This window comes from Nonomuraea sp. NPDC049480, from assembly GCF_044465905.1.
Classification (GTDB): Bacteria; Actinomycetota; Actinomycetes; order Streptosporangiales; family Streptosporangiaceae; genus Nonomuraea.
Map to the genome: position 1 here is coordinate 365582 of NZ_JBITMD010000010.1, position 20018 is coordinate 385599.

Annotated in this window: 15 protein-coding genes; 8 read left to right on the top strand and 7 right to left on the bottom strand. The window is 68.9% G+C overall.

Annotated features, from left to right (window positions below):
* Positions 1-12 precede the first annotated feature (12 nt).
* The 3 genes from ACIBX3_RS29335 to ACIBX3_RS29345 are packed head-to-tail and all read left to right on the top strand — an operon-like array spanning position 13 to position 5274.
* A complete protein-coding gene (locus ACIBX3_RS29335) occupies positions 13-1611 on the top strand; it encodes an FAD-dependent oxidoreductase (protein WP_397122468.1) in 1599 nt (532 codons plus the stop codon).
* The gene (locus ACIBX3_RS29340) at positions 1601-3868 is read left to right on the top strand and encodes a glycoside hydrolase family 2 protein (protein WP_397122470.1); all 2268 of its coding nucleotides are present in this window, start codon (positions 1601-1603) and stop codon (positions 3866-3868) included. Before ACIBX3_RS29335 ends, ACIBX3_RS29340 begins: the two co-directional genes overlap by 11 nt.
* Positions 3856-5274, top strand: a complete 1419-nt coding sequence (locus tag ACIBX3_RS29345) for a hypothetical protein (protein WP_397122472.1) — start codon at positions 3856-3858, stop codon at positions 5272-5274. The genes ACIBX3_RS29340 and ACIBX3_RS29345 overlap by 13 nt, the downstream gene beginning before the upstream one ends.
* 521 nt (positions 5275-5795) lie before the next feature.
* Here the strand turns inward: ACIBX3_RS29345 and ACIBX3_RS29350 are convergent.
* The 3 genes from ACIBX3_RS29350 to ACIBX3_RS29360 form a co-directional block, all read right to left on the bottom strand.
* Complete coding sequence (locus tag ACIBX3_RS29350) at positions 5796-6464, bottom strand: PEMT/PEM2 family methyltransferase (protein WP_397122474.1); 669 nt, start codon at positions 6462-6464, stop codon at positions 5796-5798.
* Between the two features lie 102 nt (positions 6465-6566).
* Positions 6567-7844 (bottom strand): cytochrome P450, encoded by a 1278-nt coding sequence (locus ACIBX3_RS29355; RefSeq protein WP_397122476.1) that lies wholly within the window; start codon positions 7842-7844, stop codon positions 6567-6569.
* A 31-nt stretch (positions 7845-7875) separates the two neighbouring features.
* Positions 7876-9102 carry an aminotransferase class I/II-fold pyridoxal phosphate-dependent enzyme gene (locus ACIBX3_RS29360; protein WP_397122478.1) on the bottom strand — a complete coding sequence of 409 codons (1227 nt, stop codon included), beginning with the start codon at positions 9100-9102 and terminating at the stop codon, positions 7876-7878.
* 169 nt (positions 9103-9271) lie between these two features.
* Between ACIBX3_RS29360 and ACIBX3_RS29365 the strand changes: the two genes are divergently transcribed.
* Genes ACIBX3_RS29365 through ACIBX3_RS29380 form a run of 4 tightly spaced genes read left to right on the top strand, consistent with a single transcriptional unit; the run spans position 9272 to position 12854 of the window.
* Positions 9272-9520 carry an acyl carrier protein gene (locus ACIBX3_RS29365; RefSeq protein ID WP_397122480.1) on the top strand — a complete coding sequence of 83 codons (249 nt, stop codon included), beginning with the start codon at positions 9272-9274 and terminating at the stop codon, positions 9518-9520.
* A complete protein-coding gene (locus tag ACIBX3_RS29370; RefSeq protein ID WP_397122482.1) occupies positions 9520-10752 on the top strand; it encodes a beta-ketoacyl-[acyl-carrier-protein] synthase family protein in 1233 nt (410 codons plus the stop codon). The genes ACIBX3_RS29365 and ACIBX3_RS29370 overlap by 1 nt, the downstream gene beginning before the upstream one ends.
* A 3-nt stretch (positions 10753-10755) precedes the next feature.
* Positions 10756-11883: a hypothetical protein gene (locus tag ACIBX3_RS29375; protein ID WP_397122484.1), complete on the top strand. Its 1128-nt coding sequence runs from the start codon at positions 10756-10758 to the stop codon at positions 11881-11883.
* Positions 11880-12854, top strand: a complete 975-nt coding sequence (locus ACIBX3_RS29380) for an NAD-dependent epimerase/dehydratase family protein (protein ID WP_397122486.1) — start codon at positions 11880-11882, stop codon at positions 12852-12854. The genes ACIBX3_RS29375 and ACIBX3_RS29380 overlap by 4 nt, the downstream gene beginning before the upstream one ends.
* Here the strand turns inward: ACIBX3_RS29380 and ACIBX3_RS29385 are convergent.
* Positions 12805-13674, bottom strand: a complete 870-nt coding sequence (locus ACIBX3_RS29385; RefSeq protein ID WP_397122488.1) for a phosphatase PAP2 family protein — start codon at positions 13672-13674, stop codon at positions 12805-12807. The genes ACIBX3_RS29380 and ACIBX3_RS29385 overlap by 50 nt on opposite strands.
* Before the next feature lie 108 nt (positions 13675-13782).
* Between ACIBX3_RS29385 and ACIBX3_RS29390 the strand changes: the two genes are divergently transcribed.
* Positions 13783-15036 carry a wax ester/triacylglycerol synthase domain-containing protein gene (locus ACIBX3_RS29390; protein WP_397122490.1) on the top strand — a complete coding sequence of 418 codons (1254 nt, stop codon included), beginning with the start codon at positions 13783-13785 and terminating at the stop codon, positions 15034-15036.
* Here the strand turns inward: ACIBX3_RS29390 and ACIBX3_RS29395 are convergent.
* The 3 genes from ACIBX3_RS29395 to ACIBX3_RS29405 form a co-directional block, all read right to left on the bottom strand.
* Positions 15005-16921, bottom strand: a complete 1917-nt coding sequence (locus tag ACIBX3_RS29395) for an MMPL family transporter (RefSeq protein ID WP_397122492.1) — start codon at positions 16919-16921, stop codon at positions 15005-15007. The two genes, ACIBX3_RS29390 and ACIBX3_RS29395, sit on opposite strands and share 32 nt — an antisense overlap.
* Before the next feature lie 454 nt (positions 16922-17375).
* Positions 17376-18491, bottom strand: a complete 1116-nt coding sequence (locus ACIBX3_RS29400; protein ID WP_397122494.1) for a DUF418 domain-containing protein — start codon at positions 18489-18491, stop codon at positions 17376-17378.
* A 236-nt stretch (positions 18492-18727) separates the two neighbouring features.
* Positions 18728-19465: an MFS transporter gene (locus ACIBX3_RS29405; RefSeq protein ID WP_397122496.1), complete on the bottom strand. Its 738-nt coding sequence runs from the start codon at positions 19463-19465 to the stop codon at positions 18728-18730.
* Between the last annotated feature and the right edge of the window lie 553 nt (positions 19466-20018).

The window sequence follows — 20018 nt, forward strand, 5'->3', positions numbered from 1 at the left end:
GTTCCTCACATCATGCGTGAAGTCGATCTTGTCATTGTCGGGGGTGGTCTGGGCGGCGTCGCCGCCGCGCTCACCGCCACCAGGCTTGGACAGCGGGTCGTACTGGTCGAGCGGTCCGACTGGCTGGGCGGGCAGCTGACCAGTCAGGCGGTGCCCCCGGACGAGCACCAGTGGATCGAGTCGTCGTTGAGCTCGCCCAGCTATCGCGAGCTGCGCGGGCGCATCCGTGACCACTACCGGCGCAATTATCCGTTGACGGCGCAGGCGCGGGCGTGGGAGGCGCTCAATCCCGGGTTCGGCAACGTGTCGCGGTTGTGCCACGAGCCGCGGGTGGCGTCGCTGGTCATCCAGGAGATGCTCTCACCGCTGATCGCCTCGGGCCTGTTGAGCGTGATGGCGGAGCACGAGGCGGTCGAGGCGCGTCGGGAGGGCGAGCGGATCAGCTCGATCCGTGTCCGAAGCTTGCGCACGGGTCGGGAGGTCACCTTGTCGGCGCCCCTTGTGGTGGATGCGACCGAGCTGGGTGAGCTGCTGGAACTGGCGGCGGTGCCGTACGTCATAGGGGCGGAGAGCGCGGCGCAGACGGGTGAGCTGCACGCGCCCGAGCAAGCCGATCCGCTGGACCAACAGGCGGTGAGCTGGTGTTGCGCCCTGGAGTACCGGCCTGGTGAGGACCACACGATCGACGAGCCCGAAGGGTACGCGTACTGGCGGGACACGGTGGACCCGCGCTGGCCCGGCCCGCAGTTGTCGTGGGACGACGTGGTGCCCGATCTGCTGACCACCCGCACCCGGCCGCTCTTCCTCGAGAACACCGACGATGACCTGTGGCGCTACCGGCGCATCCTGGCCAAGCGCAATCTCGAGCCCGGTTTCCCGGGTGGGGAGATCACGCTGGTCAACTGGCCGCAGATCGACTATTGGGAGTTGCCGCTGCTCGGTGTCGACGACGCCACGCGGGAGCGAGCACTTCAGCAGGCCAGAGAGTTGACGTTGTCGCTGGTCTTCTGGATGCAGACGGAGGCCGGACATCCCGGGCTGCGGCTGCGTGGTGACGTGACCGGTACGGAGGACGGCCTGGCCAAGGAGGTCTACGTCCGCGAGTCGCGCCGCATCAAGGCGCTGTTCACCGTCACCGAGCAGCACATCGGGCGCGAGATGCGCGGTGCGGACGCGGGCGCGGCGAGCTTCGACGACAGCGTCGGCATCGGCTACTACCGGATCGACCTGCACCCGAGCACCTCAGGCCGCACCTACGTGGACATCGACTGCTTCCCGTTCCAGATCCCGCTCGGTGCGCTGCTGCCGCAGGGCACGCGCAACCTGCTGGCCGCCAACAAGAACATCGGCACCACCCACATCACCAACGGCGCCTACCGCCTGCACCCGGTGGAGTGGTCGATCGGGGAGGCCGTCGGCGCCCTGTCCGCTTACTGCTCGACCGAGCGGACCGAGCCGGAGGCGGTGTACGGCACGCCTTCCCTGCTGACCGGTTTCCAGCGCATGCTCACCGACCGGCTCGGCATTTCCCTCTCCTGGCCGGAGGACATCCGTGCGCCGCAGGCCAGGCACGACTCGATTCCCAAGGAGGTGTCCGTCCGTGTGGGTTGACCTGACGGGCACCTGGCACCTGGCGGACGGCACCCCGGCGATCGTGCCGGGAGTCGTCCACACCGACCTGCTGCGCGCGGGGCGCATCCCCGACCCCTACCTCGGCGACAACGAGTCCGAACTGCACTGGATCGGGCGTACCGAGTGGCGCTACATCAGGACCTTCACCTGGGAGCCCAACGAGCACGAACGGCATGAGCTCGTCTGCGAGGGCCTGGACACGATCGCCACCGTCGAGCTCAACGGCACCATCGTCGGCCACGCGGCCAACCAGCACCGGACCCACACCTTCGACGTCACCTCGCTGCTTTGTCCCGGCGCCAACGAGCTGGCCATCACCTTCGCGTCCGCCCTGGAGTACGCGGAGCGGCAGGAACCGCGGCCGCACGTCAACCAGCACCCGTACAACGCGGTACGGAAGATGGCCTGCAACTTCGGCTGGGACTGGGGTCCCGACCTGGTCACCGCCGGTATCTGGAAGCCCATCGGCATCCGCTCCTTCACCGGGGCCAGGATCGCGAGCGTCCGTCCGCTGGCCACCGCGGCGAGCGTCTCGTTCGTCGTCGATCTCGTTCCCGGTCCCGCACCGGTGACGGTCACCGCCCGGCTGGGGTCCGACGTGCGGACGGTCGAGGTCCCCGCGGGTCGGAGCCAGGTGACCGTGCCGGTCACCGTCGAGCGTCCTCGCCTGTGGTGGCCTCGTGGGTACGGTGACCAGCACCTCTACGAAGCCGCCGTGACCCTCGACGGGCAGGAGGAGTGGCGGGGACGTGTCGGCCTGCGCACCGTCGAGCTGGACACCACCGGCGGAGCGTTCATCGTGCGGATCAACGGCCAGGACGTATTCGTCCGCGGCGCGAACTGGATCCCCGACGACGCCTTCCCCACCCGCGTGGACCATGAGCGCTACGCCGCCCGCATCGCCGACGCCACGGAGGCCGGGATCAACCTGCTGCGCGTCTGGGGCGGCGGCATCTACGAGAGCGAGGACTTCTACCGGCTGTGCGACGAGGCCGGGGTGCTGGTCTGGCAGGACTTCCTGTTCGCCTGTGCGGCCTACGACGAGGAGCTCCTGTGGGCGGAGGTCGACGCCGAGGCCCGCGAGGCGGTCACCCGGCTGTCCCAGCATCCCAGCCTGGTCCTGTGGAACGGCGGCAACGAGAACCTGTGGGGTTACGAGGACTGGGGCTGGAAGGAACAGCTGAGTGATCGCAGCTGGGGGGCCGGATTCTACAACGATCTGCTGCCCGGCATCGTCGCCGAACTGGATCCGACCAGGCCCTACATCCCCGGCAGCCCGTATTCGACCGCCGGCCGTCCCAACGACCCGAGCACCGGCCCGATCCACATCTGGGACGTCTGGAACGAGAAGGACTACCTGGCCTACGCCGAGTACACGCCGCGCTTCGTGGCCGAGTTCGGCTTCCAGGGCCCGCCCGCCTGGTCGACCCTGACGGCCGCCGGAGCCATCCACCAGAAGGCCGAGGACGGAAACGGCAAACTCGAACGCGGGTGGCGAGGCCATTTCCCCGACCCGGCCGACCTCACCGCCTGGCACTGGACCACCCAGCTGAACCAGGCCCACGCGATCACTTTCGCCGTCGAGCGCTTCCGTGCTCTCGCTCCGCACTGCCGGGGAGTGATCCTCTGGCAGCTCAACGACTGCTGGCCGGTGGTCTCGTGGGCGGCGGTCGACGGGTACGGCCGGCGCAAGCCGCTCTGGTACGCCCTGCGCCGCGCCTACGCCGAGCGGCTGGTCACCGTTCAGCCCCAGGGCCTGGTCGTGGTCAACGACGCCGCGTCGCCCTGGGAGGCGCAGTTGCTGGTGCGCTATCTGGGACTCGACGGCAAGGAGCTGGGCGACCGGCCTGTGGACGTCCGGCTGGCCGCCCGGCAGACGATGACGGTGCCCATAGAGCCGGACGGCGCCGCCCTCATCGCGGTGGACGGCCCCGGCGTCCGCGTCCGCCACTTCCTCGACGGCGGGCTGCCCGCCCCTGACTGGCACGGCACGCTGACCCCGGTTCCGGGCGGCTACGTGGTCGACGTCGAAGCGCGGACCCTGCTCCGAGACCTCAGCCTGCACGCCGACCGCCTCGACCCTGAGGCGGTCGTCGACGAGCAGCTCGTCACGCTCCTGCCCGGCGAGCGGGCACGCTTCACGATCATCACCCGCGCCTCGCTCGAGGCCGGGCAGGTCCTCGCCTATCCCGTCCTGACCACGGCCAACCACCTGGAGGTCGCATGCGATTCCTAGTCATCGCCCTGGCGATGTCGCTGCTGTCCGTCGACCCCGGCGACGTCCCCGCCGACCGGCTCCCGCGCGGCGGGTGGACCGACACCCAGTGGCGTAACCCGGGCGGCTTCTTCACCGTGGACGTCACCACCCGAGGACTTCCCGCGAACAACAGCGGCATCGACGCCTCTGCCAAGATCCGCGAGATCATCGCCGCCACATCCGGCAACCGCGTGTTGTACTTCCCGCCCGGCGCGTACTACTTCCGGTCCACGCTGAACATCACCACGGACAACATCCTCCTGCGCGGCGCCGGCCGTACTCAGACCAGATTCCTGATCGGGGCGGCCGACGCGGAGCTGAAGTTCAGCGGCGCCTACACCGGTGACCCGGTGAGCACCACGGTGACGGGCAGCCGGACGATCGCGGTGCCCGGCGCGTCCAGCTTGCAGGCGGGCGACTTCGTCCAGCTGTACAAGGACGCGGGCAGGCACGCCTACGGCTATCCCATCGAGACCCAGATCTTCAAAGTGCTCTCCCGGAGTGGCGACACCCTGACCCTGAACATGGAGATCGGCTTGGACTACCCGGCGTCGTCCGCGCCCCAGGTCAGGGAGATCGACATGCTGGAGAACGCCGGCGTCGACCAGCTGAAGATCGAGCGGCTCGTCCAGCCCACCGTGGAGAACGTCAACAACCTGACCTTCCACATGGTCAACAACGGCTTCGTCGAGGACATCGAGTCGGTGAAGTCCGGCCGCTCCCACATCAACATCTACTGGAGCAAGGACATCTCGATCGACCGCAACTACGTGCACGGCGCCTTCGTCATGCAGAACGGCTACGCCTACGGCATCAGCCTCAACTGGGGATCCACCCGCGTGCGCGTCAGCGACAACAAGCTGTGGGACCTACGGCACAGCATCCTGATGCAGCTCGGCGCCAACCACAACGTCGTCAGCTACAACTCCATTGAGGCGCCCTTCCAGGGCTACAACGATCTGGCCCTGCACGGCACCTTCGCCTACATGAATCTCATCGAGGGCAACCGCTTCTACGAGGGGTACGCCGACAACTCCAAGCTGGGCCAGGGAGAGCTGGAAGCCACCGGCCCCGGCAACACCTGGTTCCGCAACTACGCCACCTACCAGATCGGCAGCATCAACGGCCAGACGGTCAGGCAGAACGTCATCGGGAACAAGCTCGGCCTCATCCGTCTGTCGGGCACTGACCATTACCACGGCGCCAACCTGGAGGGAAGCACGCTGAAGTGGGGGGCTCTCACCTCGAGCTCCCGGATCCCGCCGTCGCTCTACACCAGCACCAAACCGGCGTTTCTCGGCAACACCCCCTGGCCGGTGTACGGCCCCGGGGCCGCCGACTGGGGAACGGCCAACAGCCTCCCGGCGGCGACCCGGCCGCGGTGAGGACTCAGGACGGCGAGCAGGAGATGACCGCACGCCGCCTGGCCGACCGACTGCAGTGCGACGCGTCGACCGCTACCTCGATGATCGACCGCTTTACCGGCGGCGCGGGGGACTGGGCCTGGTCACCGCCCCGTCCGCATCGATGTCCTCGTCGACAACGCGGGGGCAGCGTTCCCTCGCTACGGACAGTCCGCAGACGGTGTCGAGCGCACCTACGCCGTCAACCATCACGCATCGTTCCTGTTGGCGACCAGCAAACTGCTCAGCCTCCTGGCCACCAGGGAACTGGCCCGCCGCCTGCCCGCCGGCATGCACGCCTACAGCGTCAATCCCGGCATGGTGAGGGACACCGGTATGAACACCAGCGCCGGCGGACTGATTGAGGTTGACCGCGCCGCTGTTCCGGCCGTTCTCCATCACGCCGGACGAGGGCGTGCAGACCACACTGGGGCTGGGCACCGAAGTCCTCCAGGCCGGTTAGTGCTCGGCTGGTGCTTGTCGAAAGCGCATGCGGGTCCTGTTCACCGGCGCGCATAGGCACGCCGCACGAACGGGCGCTCGAACAGGTGGTAGAAGAGGTAGATGCCGACCTGGAAGATCATCGCGAACGCGATGCCCTCCACGGACCGCGACCAGACCGCCCACCCGTAACCCTGGAGATTGCCGACGCTGTACATGGGGTTGCCGACATACCGATAGGGGCCCGAGATGATGAGCCCGCCGCCGTCGTCCATCGAGCGGCCGATGAACATGTCGCGGCAGTAGTACGTGTCCAGGCCGGTCGTGTTCGCCGCCCAGACCTTGCAGGACAGTCCCACCACCATGAGGACCGCGCCGCCGAGGTAGCTCATCCAGGCAGGGATCAGGGCAGGAAAGCCATCACCGAAGGCATTGATGACGACGGCCTGCGCGAAGCCCTGGTTGAGGAAAAGGACGCCCAAGGCGACCTCGAAGAGCGCATAGCCCCGATCCTCCCCGAACCGTCTGATCAAGTATTTCCTGCCCGGTCCACCCAGGATCAGGCTCAGACCGCCGTAATAGGCGATCCAGACGGTCACGGCGTACCAACTGGCGATCAACGGTGTCGCCACCAGCGGCAAGGTGACGTAGTACAGCGCGGTCATGCCCGAGAAAAGGGCCAGCCGCAGGAGCCGATAGGCGGCGCGGCCGTCCAGTCGCAGCCCGGACATGCCGAGGCAGATGATGGCGAGGCGCCACAGTGATGACGATTGGACGGTGGACGGGAGCACGGGAGGCCCTCCAGCGAGAGAAGGATGTTCCAGGGGTCTGCTCTACGGGGCCGTGGTTCTGGGGCACACGACGATGCGGCAGTCGTGGCCGGGCAGGTTGGAGATCGCCCGCCATTTGATCGGCTCGTCGCGCGGCTCGGCGGGGCTGAGCACCGCCGAGCGGGTGAAGACGTGCAGGAACGTCTTCATCAGCATGAGTGTCAGCCGATCACCGATGCAGGTCCGCTGGCCGCCGCCGAACGGCATCCACCCATAGCCCCCCGGCCGCTTGCTGAGCCAGCGTTCGGGGCGGAACGCCGTGGGGTCAGGGTAGAGGCCAGGGTCGTGGTGAAGTGCCCGGAGATGGATGGTGATGGCGGTGCCCGGCCGCAGCAGGCGTCCGCCCAGCTCGAACGGCCGCTGGGCTTTCCGGCCGAAGAACGCCACCGGTGGTCGCACCCGGAGCGCCTCGTACGACACCGCGCCCGCGTAGACGTCCTGGGCCGCCGCATCGCTCTCCGCGGTCAGCCGCCGCAGCACCTCCGGATGGCGAACCACCCGTTCGAACGCCCAGGCGATGCCGGTGGCGGCGGTGGTGCGCGCACCGGCGATGATGCTCATCACCTGGTCGCGCAGTGCCTGATCGGTCAGTTGGGCGCCACGGTCGTCGCGGGCCCGCATCAGCACCCCGAGCAGATCGTCGCGATCCTCGCCGCGATGGCGTCGGCGGTCGATCTCGGTGTAGATCAAGCGGTCGCACACGTCCATGCTGCGGCGGAACGACGGCCACAGGGCCAGTCCGCCGACGTGGCGCAGCATGTACCGCACAGTGATCTCGGCGGAGACGGCACGCTGGAACATCCGCGTCGTCACCCGGATCCATTCGCCGAATGCCGGGGACCGGTCCTCGCCGATGATGAGCGTCAGGATCGTCTCCATCATGGCCGTTCGGAGCCGCGGGCCCAGAGCGAACGGCGTGCCGACGGGACACTCGTCCACCAGCCGCTGTGCGCGCAGCGCCGTCAACTCGCGCAGGCGGAGCAGCGCCTCGGGGCGAAGGGCGGGCGTCATGATCTGGCGCAGGCAGCGGTTCTGGGCGCGATCCAGCACCGCCAGGCCCTGGCGTCCGATGACCGGGCTTTGGACGCGATTCACCTCGTAGTCGTCGATGACGTCGGCGGGGGCGAGCATGACCTGCCGAATCAGGGCAGGGTCCCGCAGCATCACGGCATTGCCGACGCCGGGGATCCACAGGCCGAACATGCCGCCCATCCGGCTGAACGCGCGATCGACGACCTGCTCGCCCAGGACCATGGCGGCGGGAAGCACGATGGTGCCCACGCATTGCTCCCAGAACGGACGCGCTGATCGATCAGGCACCATCCCTCCCTCCGATGGCGACCGGGACCCGCCCGCTGATCGTGTTGATGCGACCGGCGACGGCGGCGACGGCGCTCAGGAGACGATCCACCTGGGCGTCGGTGTGGGCCGCGGTGACGCTGATGCGGATCAGCGCCTTTCCCTCGGGGACGCTCGGCGGGAGCATGACATTGGCGAGAATCCCCTCGTCGAGGAGCTCGGCCCAGAACCGGCAGCAGAGCAGGGCATCTCCCACCTGCAGTGGAACGGTGGGCGTGCCGCCAGGCGGAATCGCGAATCCGAGCGCGGTCAGGCCCGAGCGCAGGCGTTCGGCGGTGGTCAGGACGGCCCGGCGGCGTTCCGGCTCCGTACGGATGATGTCGAGGGCGGCCAGCGCGGCGGCGGTGCAGGCCGGTGGCAGGGAGGCTGAAAACAGCGCTGCCCGCGCGCTGTGGCGCAGGTAGTCGATGACGTGCCTGGGCCCTGCAACGGCTCCGCCGAGGCTGCCGAAGCACTTGGAGAAGGTGAGCGTCTGCACGTCGACGGCCGATTGCAGATCATGGTGCTCGGCGGTGCCACGACCGCCGGCGCCCAGCAGGCCGACGTCGTGGGCGCTGTCGAGAATGACCCGCGCGCCGTATCTGCCGGTGAGCTCCGCGATGCCGGGCAGGTCGCACAGGTCGCCGCCGACCGAGAACATGCCTTCGGTGAGGATCAGGGACCCGGCGGCGGGATCGGCGGTCTCGAGCAGGTGGCCGAGCTGCGCCATGTCGTTGTGCCGGTATCGCCGCAACCGGGCCTGGCCCAGGCGAATGGCCTCAACGAGCGAGGCGTGGATGTGCCGGTCGGCGAGCAGGACGTCGTGCGGGCCGAACAGTGGGCTGAGGGTGAGGTTGGCCTGATAGCCGGTGGAGACCACCATCGTCGCTTCGTGGCCGAGGAACTCGGCCAGCTCGCACTCGAGGTTCTCGTGCAGGGTCAGCGTGCCGTTGAGAACCCGCGAGCCGGAGTTGCCCGTGCCCAGCCGGCGTAGCGCGTCGGCGCCCGCCGCCTTCAGCCGCGGGTCGTCCGCCAGGGCCAGGTAGTCGTTGGAGCCGGCCATCAGCACGCGGCGGCCGCGGACCATGACCTCGCCGCCTCCCAGGCGCTCCTCGATCGGCACGTAAAAGGGGTAGACGCCCGAGGCGTGGAGAGCCTCGGCCTCCTGCGGGAGCCGGCATTTGCTGAAGGCGTCCGACACGGTGCGGCACTCACTTTCCGGCTCTGTCCGAGCATTCGGGCGATCAACCCTGCCTCAAGGGATGGTAGCTGACAGTGACGAATGATAATAGTAGAGTAATCATCGCTGTTCCGGATCAAGGGCGCCCGACCGAGCGGCGATCGGTCCACAGCCCGGCAAGGACGTACGCATGGACGATGACGAGATCTTTCAACAGTTGCGCGCCATCTGCGCGAAGATCCTTTCCGTTGAGCCCGCGCTCATCACGCCGGACACGGATCTCCGTGAAGATCTGGAGGCCGACAGCCTCGACCTGGCCGAGCTGGTCGCGGCCACCGAAGATCACTTCAAGCTCGTCGTGGGCGTGGACACCGCCAAGCAGGCGCGCACCCTGGCAGACGTGACCATGCTGGTCCGAGCTGGGTCCCAGGCCGGCTGATGCACCAGCGGGCACGCGTTGCGGTCACCGGGCTGGGTGTGCGCACCCCGGCCGGCAATGACATCGAGGCCTTGTGGAGCACTCTGATGGCCGGACGTTCCACCGCGCGCACGATCACCGCCTTCGAGAGTGATGACCTGCCGGTCGACTTCGCATGCCAGGTTCCCGACTTCGCCACCGGCGATTACGTGACGGGCAAGCTGGCGCGCCGGATGGATCGCGCGACCCTGCTGGCCGTGTGCGCCGCCGACGACGCGCTGGCCGATGCGGGCCGATCCGACGTCCTGCCCGAACGCCGCGCGGTCGTGACCGGGACGGCCCTGGCCGGTAACGAGACCACCGAGACCATCCTGCTCGGACACGGCGAACGAGGTGCCGGGCAGCCGAGTGCGCTTTACATCCCGAAGGCGATGCCCAACGCCGCCGCGGCGTTCGTCAGCATGCGTCACCAGATCCTGGGCCCGAGCCTTACGGTCTCTACGGCCTGCGCCTCCGGCGGTCACACGATCGGGGAGGGGCTGCGCCTGCTCCGGGACGGCTCCGCTGATCTGGTGGTGGCCGGCGGGACGGAGGCGTGCGTCTCACCGACCATCCTGCTCGCCTTCCACCGGTGCGGCGCCCTGTCGCAGCGCGTGGCCGACCCCGAACGGGCCTCACGCCCCTTCGACGCCGACCGCGACGGCTTCGTCCTGGCCGAAGGCGCCGCTTTCGTCGTGCTCGAACGCCTCGAGGACGCCGTACGGCGCGGTGCCCGGGTGTACGCGGAGCTGACCGGCTACGGACGCACCTCCGACGCCCACCACCTGACCTCTCCCGACCCGAAGGGCGCGGGCGCCGAACGCTGCATACGCCAGGCGCTGACCGATGCGCGACTGTCTCCCGGGGACGTGACGCACGTGAACGCGCACGGCAGCGGCACCCCGCTCAACGATGTCACCGAGGCCCAGGTCATCGCCCGGTTGTTCGGCCCCGGTCAGGTCCCGGTCACCTCGACCAAGAGCGTCCTCGGTCACGCGATCGGCGCGGCCGGAGCGATCGAGGCGGTGGTGAGCGTGCTGACGCTGCACAAACGCCTGATGCATCCCACCATCAACCTCGACGTCCAGGATCCCGCCTGCGAGATCGACGTGGTGCGCCGCCCACGTTCCCTCGCGCCCGGTGCCGTTCTGTCCAACTCGTTCGCCTTCGGGGGTCACAATGCGAGCCTCGTCTTCACCCCGCCCGGCTCTTGACGCATGCCGGTGACCGCCGAGCCGGTCCGCACCCGCCGCCACCTCAAGCAGTTCATCGAACTGCCGTACCTGTTGCATGGTCGCGACCCCCACTTCGTGCCGCCGTTGCGCGGCGATTGCCGTCGCCTGCTCGACCGGCGGCGCAATCCGTTCTTCGCCTACGGCGACGCCGAGCTCTTCACGGCTCGCCAGAACGGGCGCGTTGCCGGCCGGATCGCAGCCGTGCACAATCCCCGCCACAACAGCGCTCATCAGGCGCGTGACGGCTTCTTCGGTCAGTTCGAATGCGTCGACGACCCCTCCGTCGCTCGGAAGCTCCTGGACGCCGCGGCGGAGTGGTTGGGCGTGCGTGGGCTCGACACCATGCTCGGGCCGGTCAATTTCACCACCAACGACGAATGCGGACTGCTGGTGGACGGTTTCCATGCCCCGCCGACCGTGATGATGCCCTACAACCCTGCCTACTACCCGGGACTGCTGGAAGGCTGCGGCCTGACCAAGGCCAAGGACCTGTGGGCGTGGGCGTTCGACCCGCGTCCACTCGGGGATCGGCTGCTGCGGATCGCCCGGCAGGCCGAGCGGCGTCAGCAGATCACCATCCGGCCGCTCGATCTGAGCGATTTCCCTGCCGAGATCATCCGCATCAAACACGTCTACGACAGCGCATGGCAGCACAACTGGGGCTTCACGCCGATGACGGATGCGGAGTTCGCCGCGGTCGCGCAACGCCTGCGCAAGATCATGGACTCAAGGCTCGTCCAGTTGGCCGAGGTGGCGGGCGAGCCGGTCGCGGTCGCCCTCGTGCTCCCCGATCTCAACCAGGCCCTGCCCGTCGCGCGTGGCCGCTTGAGCCGCTTCGGCCTTCCGGTCGGGCTGATCCGCCTGTCCTTGGCGGTCCGCCGCATCGATCGCACTCGCGCCGTCCTGCTCGGCGTCGTTCCGCGCCTGCGAGGCTGCGGCATCGAAACCGTGCTCTTCGCCCGGACCCATGAGGCGGTCATGGCCTGTGGCTACCACGGTGGCGTGGAACTCGGCTGGACGCTGGACGACAACCCGGACATCAACCGGTATCTCGCCCGCGTCGGCTGCACCCACGCCAAGACTTACCGCATCTACAAACGAGCCCTATGACGCATTACCTGCTCACCGGCGCCACCGGCTTCATCGGCGCCCGGCTGACCCGGATGATCTTGGCGCGCGGCGACACCGTCACCGCGCTGGCCCGCTCCTCTTCCCGCACCCAGGCGCTGCACGAGCTGGGCGTCGAGGTGGTCCACGGCGACCTTGCGACCGGCCAGGGCATTCCCGAGGCGCTCCGCGGAGCCGATCGAGTGATCCACCTGGCCGCCGCTCTCAGGGCACGCAGCGCCGCCGAATACTGGGCGCTCAACCGCGACGGCGTCGCACACCTGGTCCGCGCGCTGGCCGTCACGCCCAACCCGCCGCGCCTCGTGCTCTGCTCCTCCCTGGCCGCCGCCGGCCCGGCCTCGCCGGCCATGGCGCCGGTGTCCCTCTACGGCGCCAGCAAGCTGGCGGGTGAACAGATCGTCAGGGAGCACGCCCGCCGGGTGCCGTCGGTCATCGTGCGCCCCGGCATCGTGTACGGCCCGGGGGAATCTGCGCTGCTACCGGCGCTCATGCCCATGATCCGGCTCGGCGTGGTCATCAAAGCGGGGTTCGGCCCTCGCCGCTACTGCCTGGTCTATGTCGACGACCTGTGCACGGCCCTGCTCGCCGCCGCCGAACGCGGACCGACCGTGCACCCTGACGACCCGCGGATCGGCACCTATCCGATCAGCGACGGCAACGTCTATGACTGGGGCGACATCTGCCGTGCCCTCGCCCGGGCGGCCGGCCGCCGCGACCCCCTGGTGGTCCCACTGCCGATGCCTGCTGTGTGCGCCGTGGCGGCCTTGACCGAGCTCGCCGGACGGATTCGCGGGAGCGTCCCGGCGCTCAACCGCGACAAGGCGCGCGAAATGCGCTGCGTCGCCTGGACCTGCGTGCCCGCCGACGCTGTACGGGAGCTCGGCTTTGCGCCTGCCACCACGCTCACGCAAGGATTCGCTGCGGCTCTGGCCGCGCGCCGTACCGCTCGTTGATCGCATGCGCGACCAGCGCTACCAACAGTCCGGCGATGACATCGGACACGTAGTGGTACCAGTCGTAGACGACGGCGACGGTCAGCCCGACGGTCAGCGTCCACAGGACGAGGCGGACCTTTCTGGACACGAATCGTCGCAGGCACAGCAGGGTGATCCAGGCGCCCGCCACGTGTGGCGAGGGAAAGCACGCGCCCGGCGGGTCGAACGTGGCCATGATCTTGCTTTGCAAGGCGGTGATCACGTATCCGGACGGTTGGTGAGAGGCGAACAGTTCCGGCGACGCCAGCGCCGGGCCGGCCAGCGGGACGACGATGAACCCCAGATAACAGGACAACAGAGCGGTCAGCGTGGCGAACATATAACGCTCACCCAGCGCTCTGCGCCCCCGGACATACAGGAACACCGGAATCAGGAAACAGCTGTAGAAGGAGAAATAGCAGAAAGTCAGCAGCTCCGTCAGCAGCGGAGTGCTGACAGCGCCGATGGCGGCGTTGGGAAGAGTCCCGAACAGGGCCGTCTCCCACGCTTTCACGGCGTCGTCGAGAAAACGTCCGTGCAGGACGAGAACCGTGCGCGCGGCGGCGGTGTACACAAAGGGGAGCACGAGGAGAGGTGCGGCGAATCGCACGAACGACACCGTCCCATTTCCGGGAAGCCGTCGCTCGACCCGCTGCAGGACGATGAGGAGCAGGGCGGCCACGGCATATCCGGCGAGCAGCGCCGGCCAATCGGTCAGGCGCTCCCGGGATACGGAGACGATAATCCCCATGAGCCCGAAATAACCCAACATCAGCACTTCAACCGGCCTGATCTCCACATTACCCCTGAATTTGTGCGGTCAGCCTTTGCCGAAGGCTTAATATATAGCCGCTGATGCCGATGGATTTCTTTACTTCACCGGCATCAGGAAGATAGCGTTGCGTCTGTGGACGGCGAATTCACCGCTGGCGCGGTTCCCCTGACTTTCGGCGACCATTATGTGTCGCGTCTCAGCGCCGGCGTGGCCGACGATTCCCACATGCACCTCGGAGTCGCTGTTCGCCTGCCGGGATCGCCGCCGGTGCCGGATGACCTCCACAGGCTCATCGCCGAAACGGTGAGAACGCGGGCACCCGCGCTGGCCTACCGGCTGACCGGACAGGGGCGGCGCGCACGATGGGAGCCCGATCCCGCTTTCGATCCGGCGTACCACATCGAATACCATCGGCTGCCGCGCGGGGAGGACGTCCACCAAGCGGTGATGGAGGCCATGCGGATTCGTCCTCTTTCCCGAGAGCGGCCGCTGTGGAGTTTGATGCTGTTGCACGGCCATGCCGATGAAGCACATATTCTCTGCTACCGGGCACACCATGTTTTCCAGGACGGCATGGGAGCCGTCGGCGCCCTCCGGGCCTTGCTGGGCGCCGAGACGTTGCCGGTCCCTTCGGCAGGCATCGGCTCCGTGGCACCATCGGGTGGGGCGCGCCGGGCGCTGGCCGATCTGCGGCGGCTGGCTGGTGCGCCGCCGCGCTGGTTCGCCACCTGCGCCTCCGGCACCTCTGATCGCCGTTTGCACGTGGTCAGCTTGGACAGCGCGTCCTTCCGCGATATCTCCCGCGTCACCGGCGCCAGCGTCGCACAGATCGGCATCACGCTCGTGGCCGGTGCCCTGCGGTCGTGGAATCCGCGACCGTGGGCGCGCCGCGGAGACTTCGTGATCGCCTTGCCGGTCGGATTGCGGGGCCATCGGCAGCACGCTGGGCTGGGCAACCACACGGGCCTGCTCCCCGTTGCCCTGCCCTGTGGCGAACCGTCCGCGATGATCCGGCTGCGACGGATCCTCGACCAGACGACCATCAGGAGGATCGGCCTCGCTCGGCAAGCCGCGCGGGAAATGTACGGCGTATCCCCTGCACTCGCGGTGCCGGCTCTCCGGTTCCTCTCGCCGCTCTTCAGGAAGGGGTCGGCCAGAGGGTTCAATGTGACCACGGTGCCTTGGCCCATGACCGCCTCCTCGGCCACTGAGGTGTTCGCGATTCCGCCGCTGGCTCCTGGGGTCGCCGGCATGATCGCCTTCGTGCCCGCCGGCCCCACCGTGTCGTTCTCGGGAGTGTTCGACGCCCGGGTGTCCCGGTCCGAGCAACTGCTGGACCTGCTGCGGCAGGAGCTCACCGAGCTGCATGCCCTGGCCACCAGATGAGCCGCCCCATGTGGTGGGCGAGGGCCGGCACCAGGAACGACCGTACGATGACGGTGTCGATGATCACTCCGATGGCCACCAGCAACCCGAGTTGAATGACCGGGACCAGCGGCAGCACAGTCAGCACAACGAATGCCGCGGCCAGGACGACCCCCGCCGCAGTGATCACTCCGCCGGTCGCCCTCAACGCGTGCAAGGTGGCCTGGCGCGTTTCCAGACGGGCGGCCTCCTCGCGCACCCGGGCCATCAGGAAGATGTTGTAGTCGATGCCGAAGGCGATGAGGAAGACGAACGCGTACAGCATGAACGACGCGTCCATGGCCGGATAACCGAGGAGCCCGGTGAACAACACCGAGCAGAGCCCGAGGGTCGCGGCGAAGGAAAGTACGACCGTGCCGATCAGCAGCAACGGCGCCACCAACGAGCGCAGCAGGACGACCAGGATCATGCCCACGATCAGCAGGATCAGGGGGACCACGAGGAGGGCGTCGTCGAGGGCCGCGTCCTTGACGTCGACGAGTTCCGTGGTGAACCCGCCGACCAGCGCGGCGTCTCCGGCCACGTGACGCACGGACTGGCGAAGGCCGGCCACCAGCCGTTGCGCGGCTCTGGTGTTCGGCTCGGCGGCCAGGACCACGTCGATGGGCTGCCACGGAGCCGGCGGTCCGAGATGGACCGATGTGACGCCTTCCGTCTTCCGTGCGGCGGCGGCCACCGCGGTGCTCATGCCAGGCCTGGACAGGACCACCACGGGGGCGTTGGCGGGATAGTGCCGTTCCAGGGCGTCATGGCCGGCCACGGAGTCCGTGCGCATGGTGAACATGGCGGACGGAGGGATACCTGAGGCGTCCAGCGTGGTCAGTCCCGTGCACAGCGCGGCCAGGAGCAAGGCCGACCCCGCCCAGCAGAGCCGGGGGCGGCGGCCGACGAAGCCGGCGACGTTCCTCCACAGCCCGTCGCGCGCCGATTCCCCAGGCTGGGGGGTACTGGGCCAGAAAGCCCGCCGTCCCCCCAGGAGCATCAACGCGGGAAGGAACGTCACCATCACCGCCATCGTGATCAAGATTCCGACGGCGGCGGCAGCGCCGATCGAGCGCAGCGCGTTCGTGTCGGCCACCAGGAGACAGCCGACACCGCCCGCGACCGTGAGCGCCGAGGCCACGACCGTGCGGATCCCTCCTGCCAGCGCGGCTTTCAGCGCCCCCGCCTCGTCCGCCGTCGCGCGCAGGCGCTCCCGGTATCGGGCGATGAGCAGGAGCGCGTAATCCGTGGCCACGCCGAAAACCAGCACGGTGAAGACCTCGGGCGTCGCGCCGCGAAGCGTCATCAGGCCGGCCCGTGCCAGCGCGTAGACGGCCGCCGCCGAGATGAGATAAGCCACCACCACGGCGAGCATCGGGATCACCCAGAGGACAGGGCTGCGGTAGACGGCGAGCAGGACCAGGAACACCACTCCCAGGCTCAGGGCCAGGAGCGTGCCATCGACGTGACGGAAGGAATCGACATAGTCCGCCGCGGCTCCGCCCGCGCCGCTCACATGACCGGTCAGTCCCGGGGGACGACCTTCGGCGACGACCTGGCGGAGCTGTTCGACCAGCGGGCCGACGAGCACGCCCGGCTTGCCCGACAGCAGCACCGTCACCTGGAGCGCGCGCCCGTCCGCGCTGGGAACCGGCGCTGCCGAGGTGCCGACCACGCCCGGCACGCCGGCGAACCGCCGGACCTGCTGCTCGACCGCCGCAAGATCTCCTGATTCGAGCCGCCCGGCGCGTTCATAGACCACCAGAGCGGGAACCACCCTGCCGCCCTGGTTCGCCATCACGTCGAGGACCCGGGCCGATTCGGCGCCGCGCGCCAGCATCGACGTGCCGCTGGTGATCCTCACGTCGTCGAGACGACCACTCGTGAGAACGGCCGCGACGGCCAGAGCCGCCCAGCAGATCACCACGCCGACTGCGACTCTTCGCGCATCGACCATACGAAAGAAAGCCGACAATTCCTGCCCACCCCCGCATCGATTCGATTTGCCGGTCGATACGCAGACTCTAATTTCTCAGAATTACTTGAACAAGTTTCTGTAGCTGTCTCACATTTACTACATGTACGGATCAAGCGGGTAATCAATGAGTGCGGCGTCGGCTTTATGCGTCGAGAGAATAGCGTACGGAGCCGAGGAAATATGATTGCCGGCCCCCCATCGCAAAGCGTTCGATGCCGGGAATCCGGCTCACCAGCGCGTCACCACCAGGAACTTGGAATGCTGTTTCTGCCGTGCCGCGCGGTCGGCGGCGCCGACTACGAGAACGACGTCGTCATCACCGGCTTCGGCTCCGAGATCATCACGTCCTGCCCTGGCTGAGGGGCGGGCGGCGGGCCCAGGTGGCCCAGCGCCATAGCCACTCGATGGGGCCCTGGCGGTAGCGGCGCAGCCAGAGGGCGGAGAGCAGCCACTGGGCCGCGAGGATGGCTCCCGCGGTCAGGTACGCCGCCGTCAAGGATTGGCCGATCGGCAGGCCGAGGATGTGACTGGCAGCCAGGACGAGGAGTGTGGCGGTCAGATAGCCGGTCAGCGCCATCCGGCCCAGCGGCGCGAAGACGGCCTGCAGCGCCGGTCGCAGCGGCGTTCTGAGCAGGACCAGCAGGGCGCACACGTACACACCGGCGAGCAGCAGATCGGCAAGGGCGGACGTGAAAGACGGCTGCGGCGTGCCCGCCCCGGTTTGCAAGCCGGCCTGAACCCACAGGGCAGAGGCCGCTGCCGCCGCGAAGACCAGCCCCAGCAGGAGCGGCCCGCGGGTGGACCGGTCGATCTGCTCGATGACCCCGTACCGGACCAGTGCCGAGCCCAGCAGGAACAGCCCGGCAATCAGCAAGGGCCCGCCCCCGCCGCCGATCAGTGCCGCCGGGACGAGTGCGGCGGCGAGGCCGGCCACGGCCCACCGCGGCAGCCAGGTCGAGGGCAGCAGCACCAGCATGCCGATGATGGCGTACTTGGTCAGGATTTCGCCCGGCCACAGCAGCACATGCACAAGGCCGATCGCGAGCAGCGCCAGAAGCCGGCGCAGCAGGGCCAGCCGTGGGCGGGGGACGCGGTTCGCGGCGGAGTCCAGCAGCAGCGAGAACCCGACACCGAACAGCAGGGAGAAGATCGGGAGCCCGAGCCAGGGGTCCCAGTCGCCCATGGGCTGCGTCGCGACGGCGGTGCCGTCGTTGGCTATCAGCTGGATGTTGGCGAGCAGGATCTCGCACAGCGTGAACCCGCGCAGCACGTCGAGCGCCATGATCCGGGGCCGACCGGAGGCAAGCCCAGCGGTCTGGGCCTGGCCGGACGCGGGCGCGGCGGTCTGGGGCTGAGCGGGGGAGGCGGCGGCGGGTCCGTCGTGCGGGAGACGGTGGCCGGGATGGCCGGCCGGGCCCTTGGGGTGCGGTTCCTGGGGGAGGTCTTCGTGTGGCATGGACCTCATGCTGCGGGGCCCGCCCGGGGGACGGCACGGGTCGAAAGCAGGGTTCACGGCGTCCGAGTTCGTACTTTCGGCCGGTTCATCGGGCGAAGGCGGCGCCTGCCGTGGCGCAGCCGACCCCGCCGATCCCGATCGCCGCAGTCAACACCCCTGCCGCGCTCCACCCGCTCACCTCGACGACCCACACGTACACGGGCGGTCCAGGAGCGTGCCCAAACTGCCCAACTGCGTCACCGCCCCGACTCCCCAGGCCACACGATCATCGGCCACCGCGGGCAGTGCCGCGCCCGGCCGCCAGATAGGCCGGCAGCACGGTGACCACGGTGACCCCGACCAGGGCGACCAGGGCGAATCCGGCCGCCAGCGCGGCCACCGGCCATCTCGTACCCGGTCCGCCGCGTTCGCCGATCCGCCCCTCGGGACGGGCATCCCGCGGCACGGTGGCGGCCAGCGCCGCCACCGCCAACGTGACCACCCCCCACCCCAGCGACCGCCGCCCGCCATCCGCCCGGCCCCGCGAACGCGCCTGCCATCCCGGCCAGCGCCAGCCCGCCCGGGACGCCAAGCCCCCACAACGCCAGAGCGGTCTCTCGCGACCGGCCCTCCAGCAGCCGCGCCAGCAGACTCGGCCCGATGACCACCACCAGGGCATACCCGGCGGCCTGGACCACCCGCCAGGAGAACAACGCCGCGCCGCCGCCGCTGACCGCCGCACCCAGCCCGGACACCCCCAGCACGGCCAGCGCCGCCACGAACACCCCGCGCAGCCGGTACTGATCGAGCCGCATCCCCAGCGGCAGGCAGGCCAGCCCGGCGACCACCGTGATCGCCGACGACAACCAGCCCGCACCGGTCAGCGACAGGCCGAACTCCGCACCCACCGACGTCAGGAACGGGATGAACTCCCCCAAGGCCATGCTGGCCGCCACACCCGCCGCCACCACCGTGACGGCGATTCGAAAGCTCATCGGGGCACGCACCTCCCACAGGTCGGGGAGACGCGACCGGAGAGCCGGCCCGATCCTCATGCCCGGGAGGGGCGACGCCTCAGCGAGGATCCTTGCGCAACGAGCGACGGCACAGACCGCCGCACCTGAGCGTAACCCAACCCGAGCAGCGACCGCGGGCGGGCAGGTTGGGCGCGACCGCCCGCGACAGACCGTCTGCGCTCACCCTCCTCAGGCCGCGTCACCTGGGATGTAGCTTCAGCGTCTCTTGCGGCGCAGCCCTGCTCCTGCCTGATGAAGGCCATCGTCGGCGTGCTCGGCCTGGCCGCCGCCACCGGCACCAGTGTGGTGGATACCCCGCGAACGGTCCTCAAGGTCGTGCTCGGCGAGACCGTCTTCGTCGGCCTGGCCTTCCGCCCCACTGCCGCTCACCCCCTCGCCCCTGGCCCTCTGGGCACTGGCCGCCGTCGCCGGCTCGGCCCTGGCCGGAGCGGCCCCCGCACGCCGCGCCGCCCGGCTGACCATCCGCCAAGCCCTCGCCTACGTCTGAGGAGACTCCTATGCGAAAGAAGCT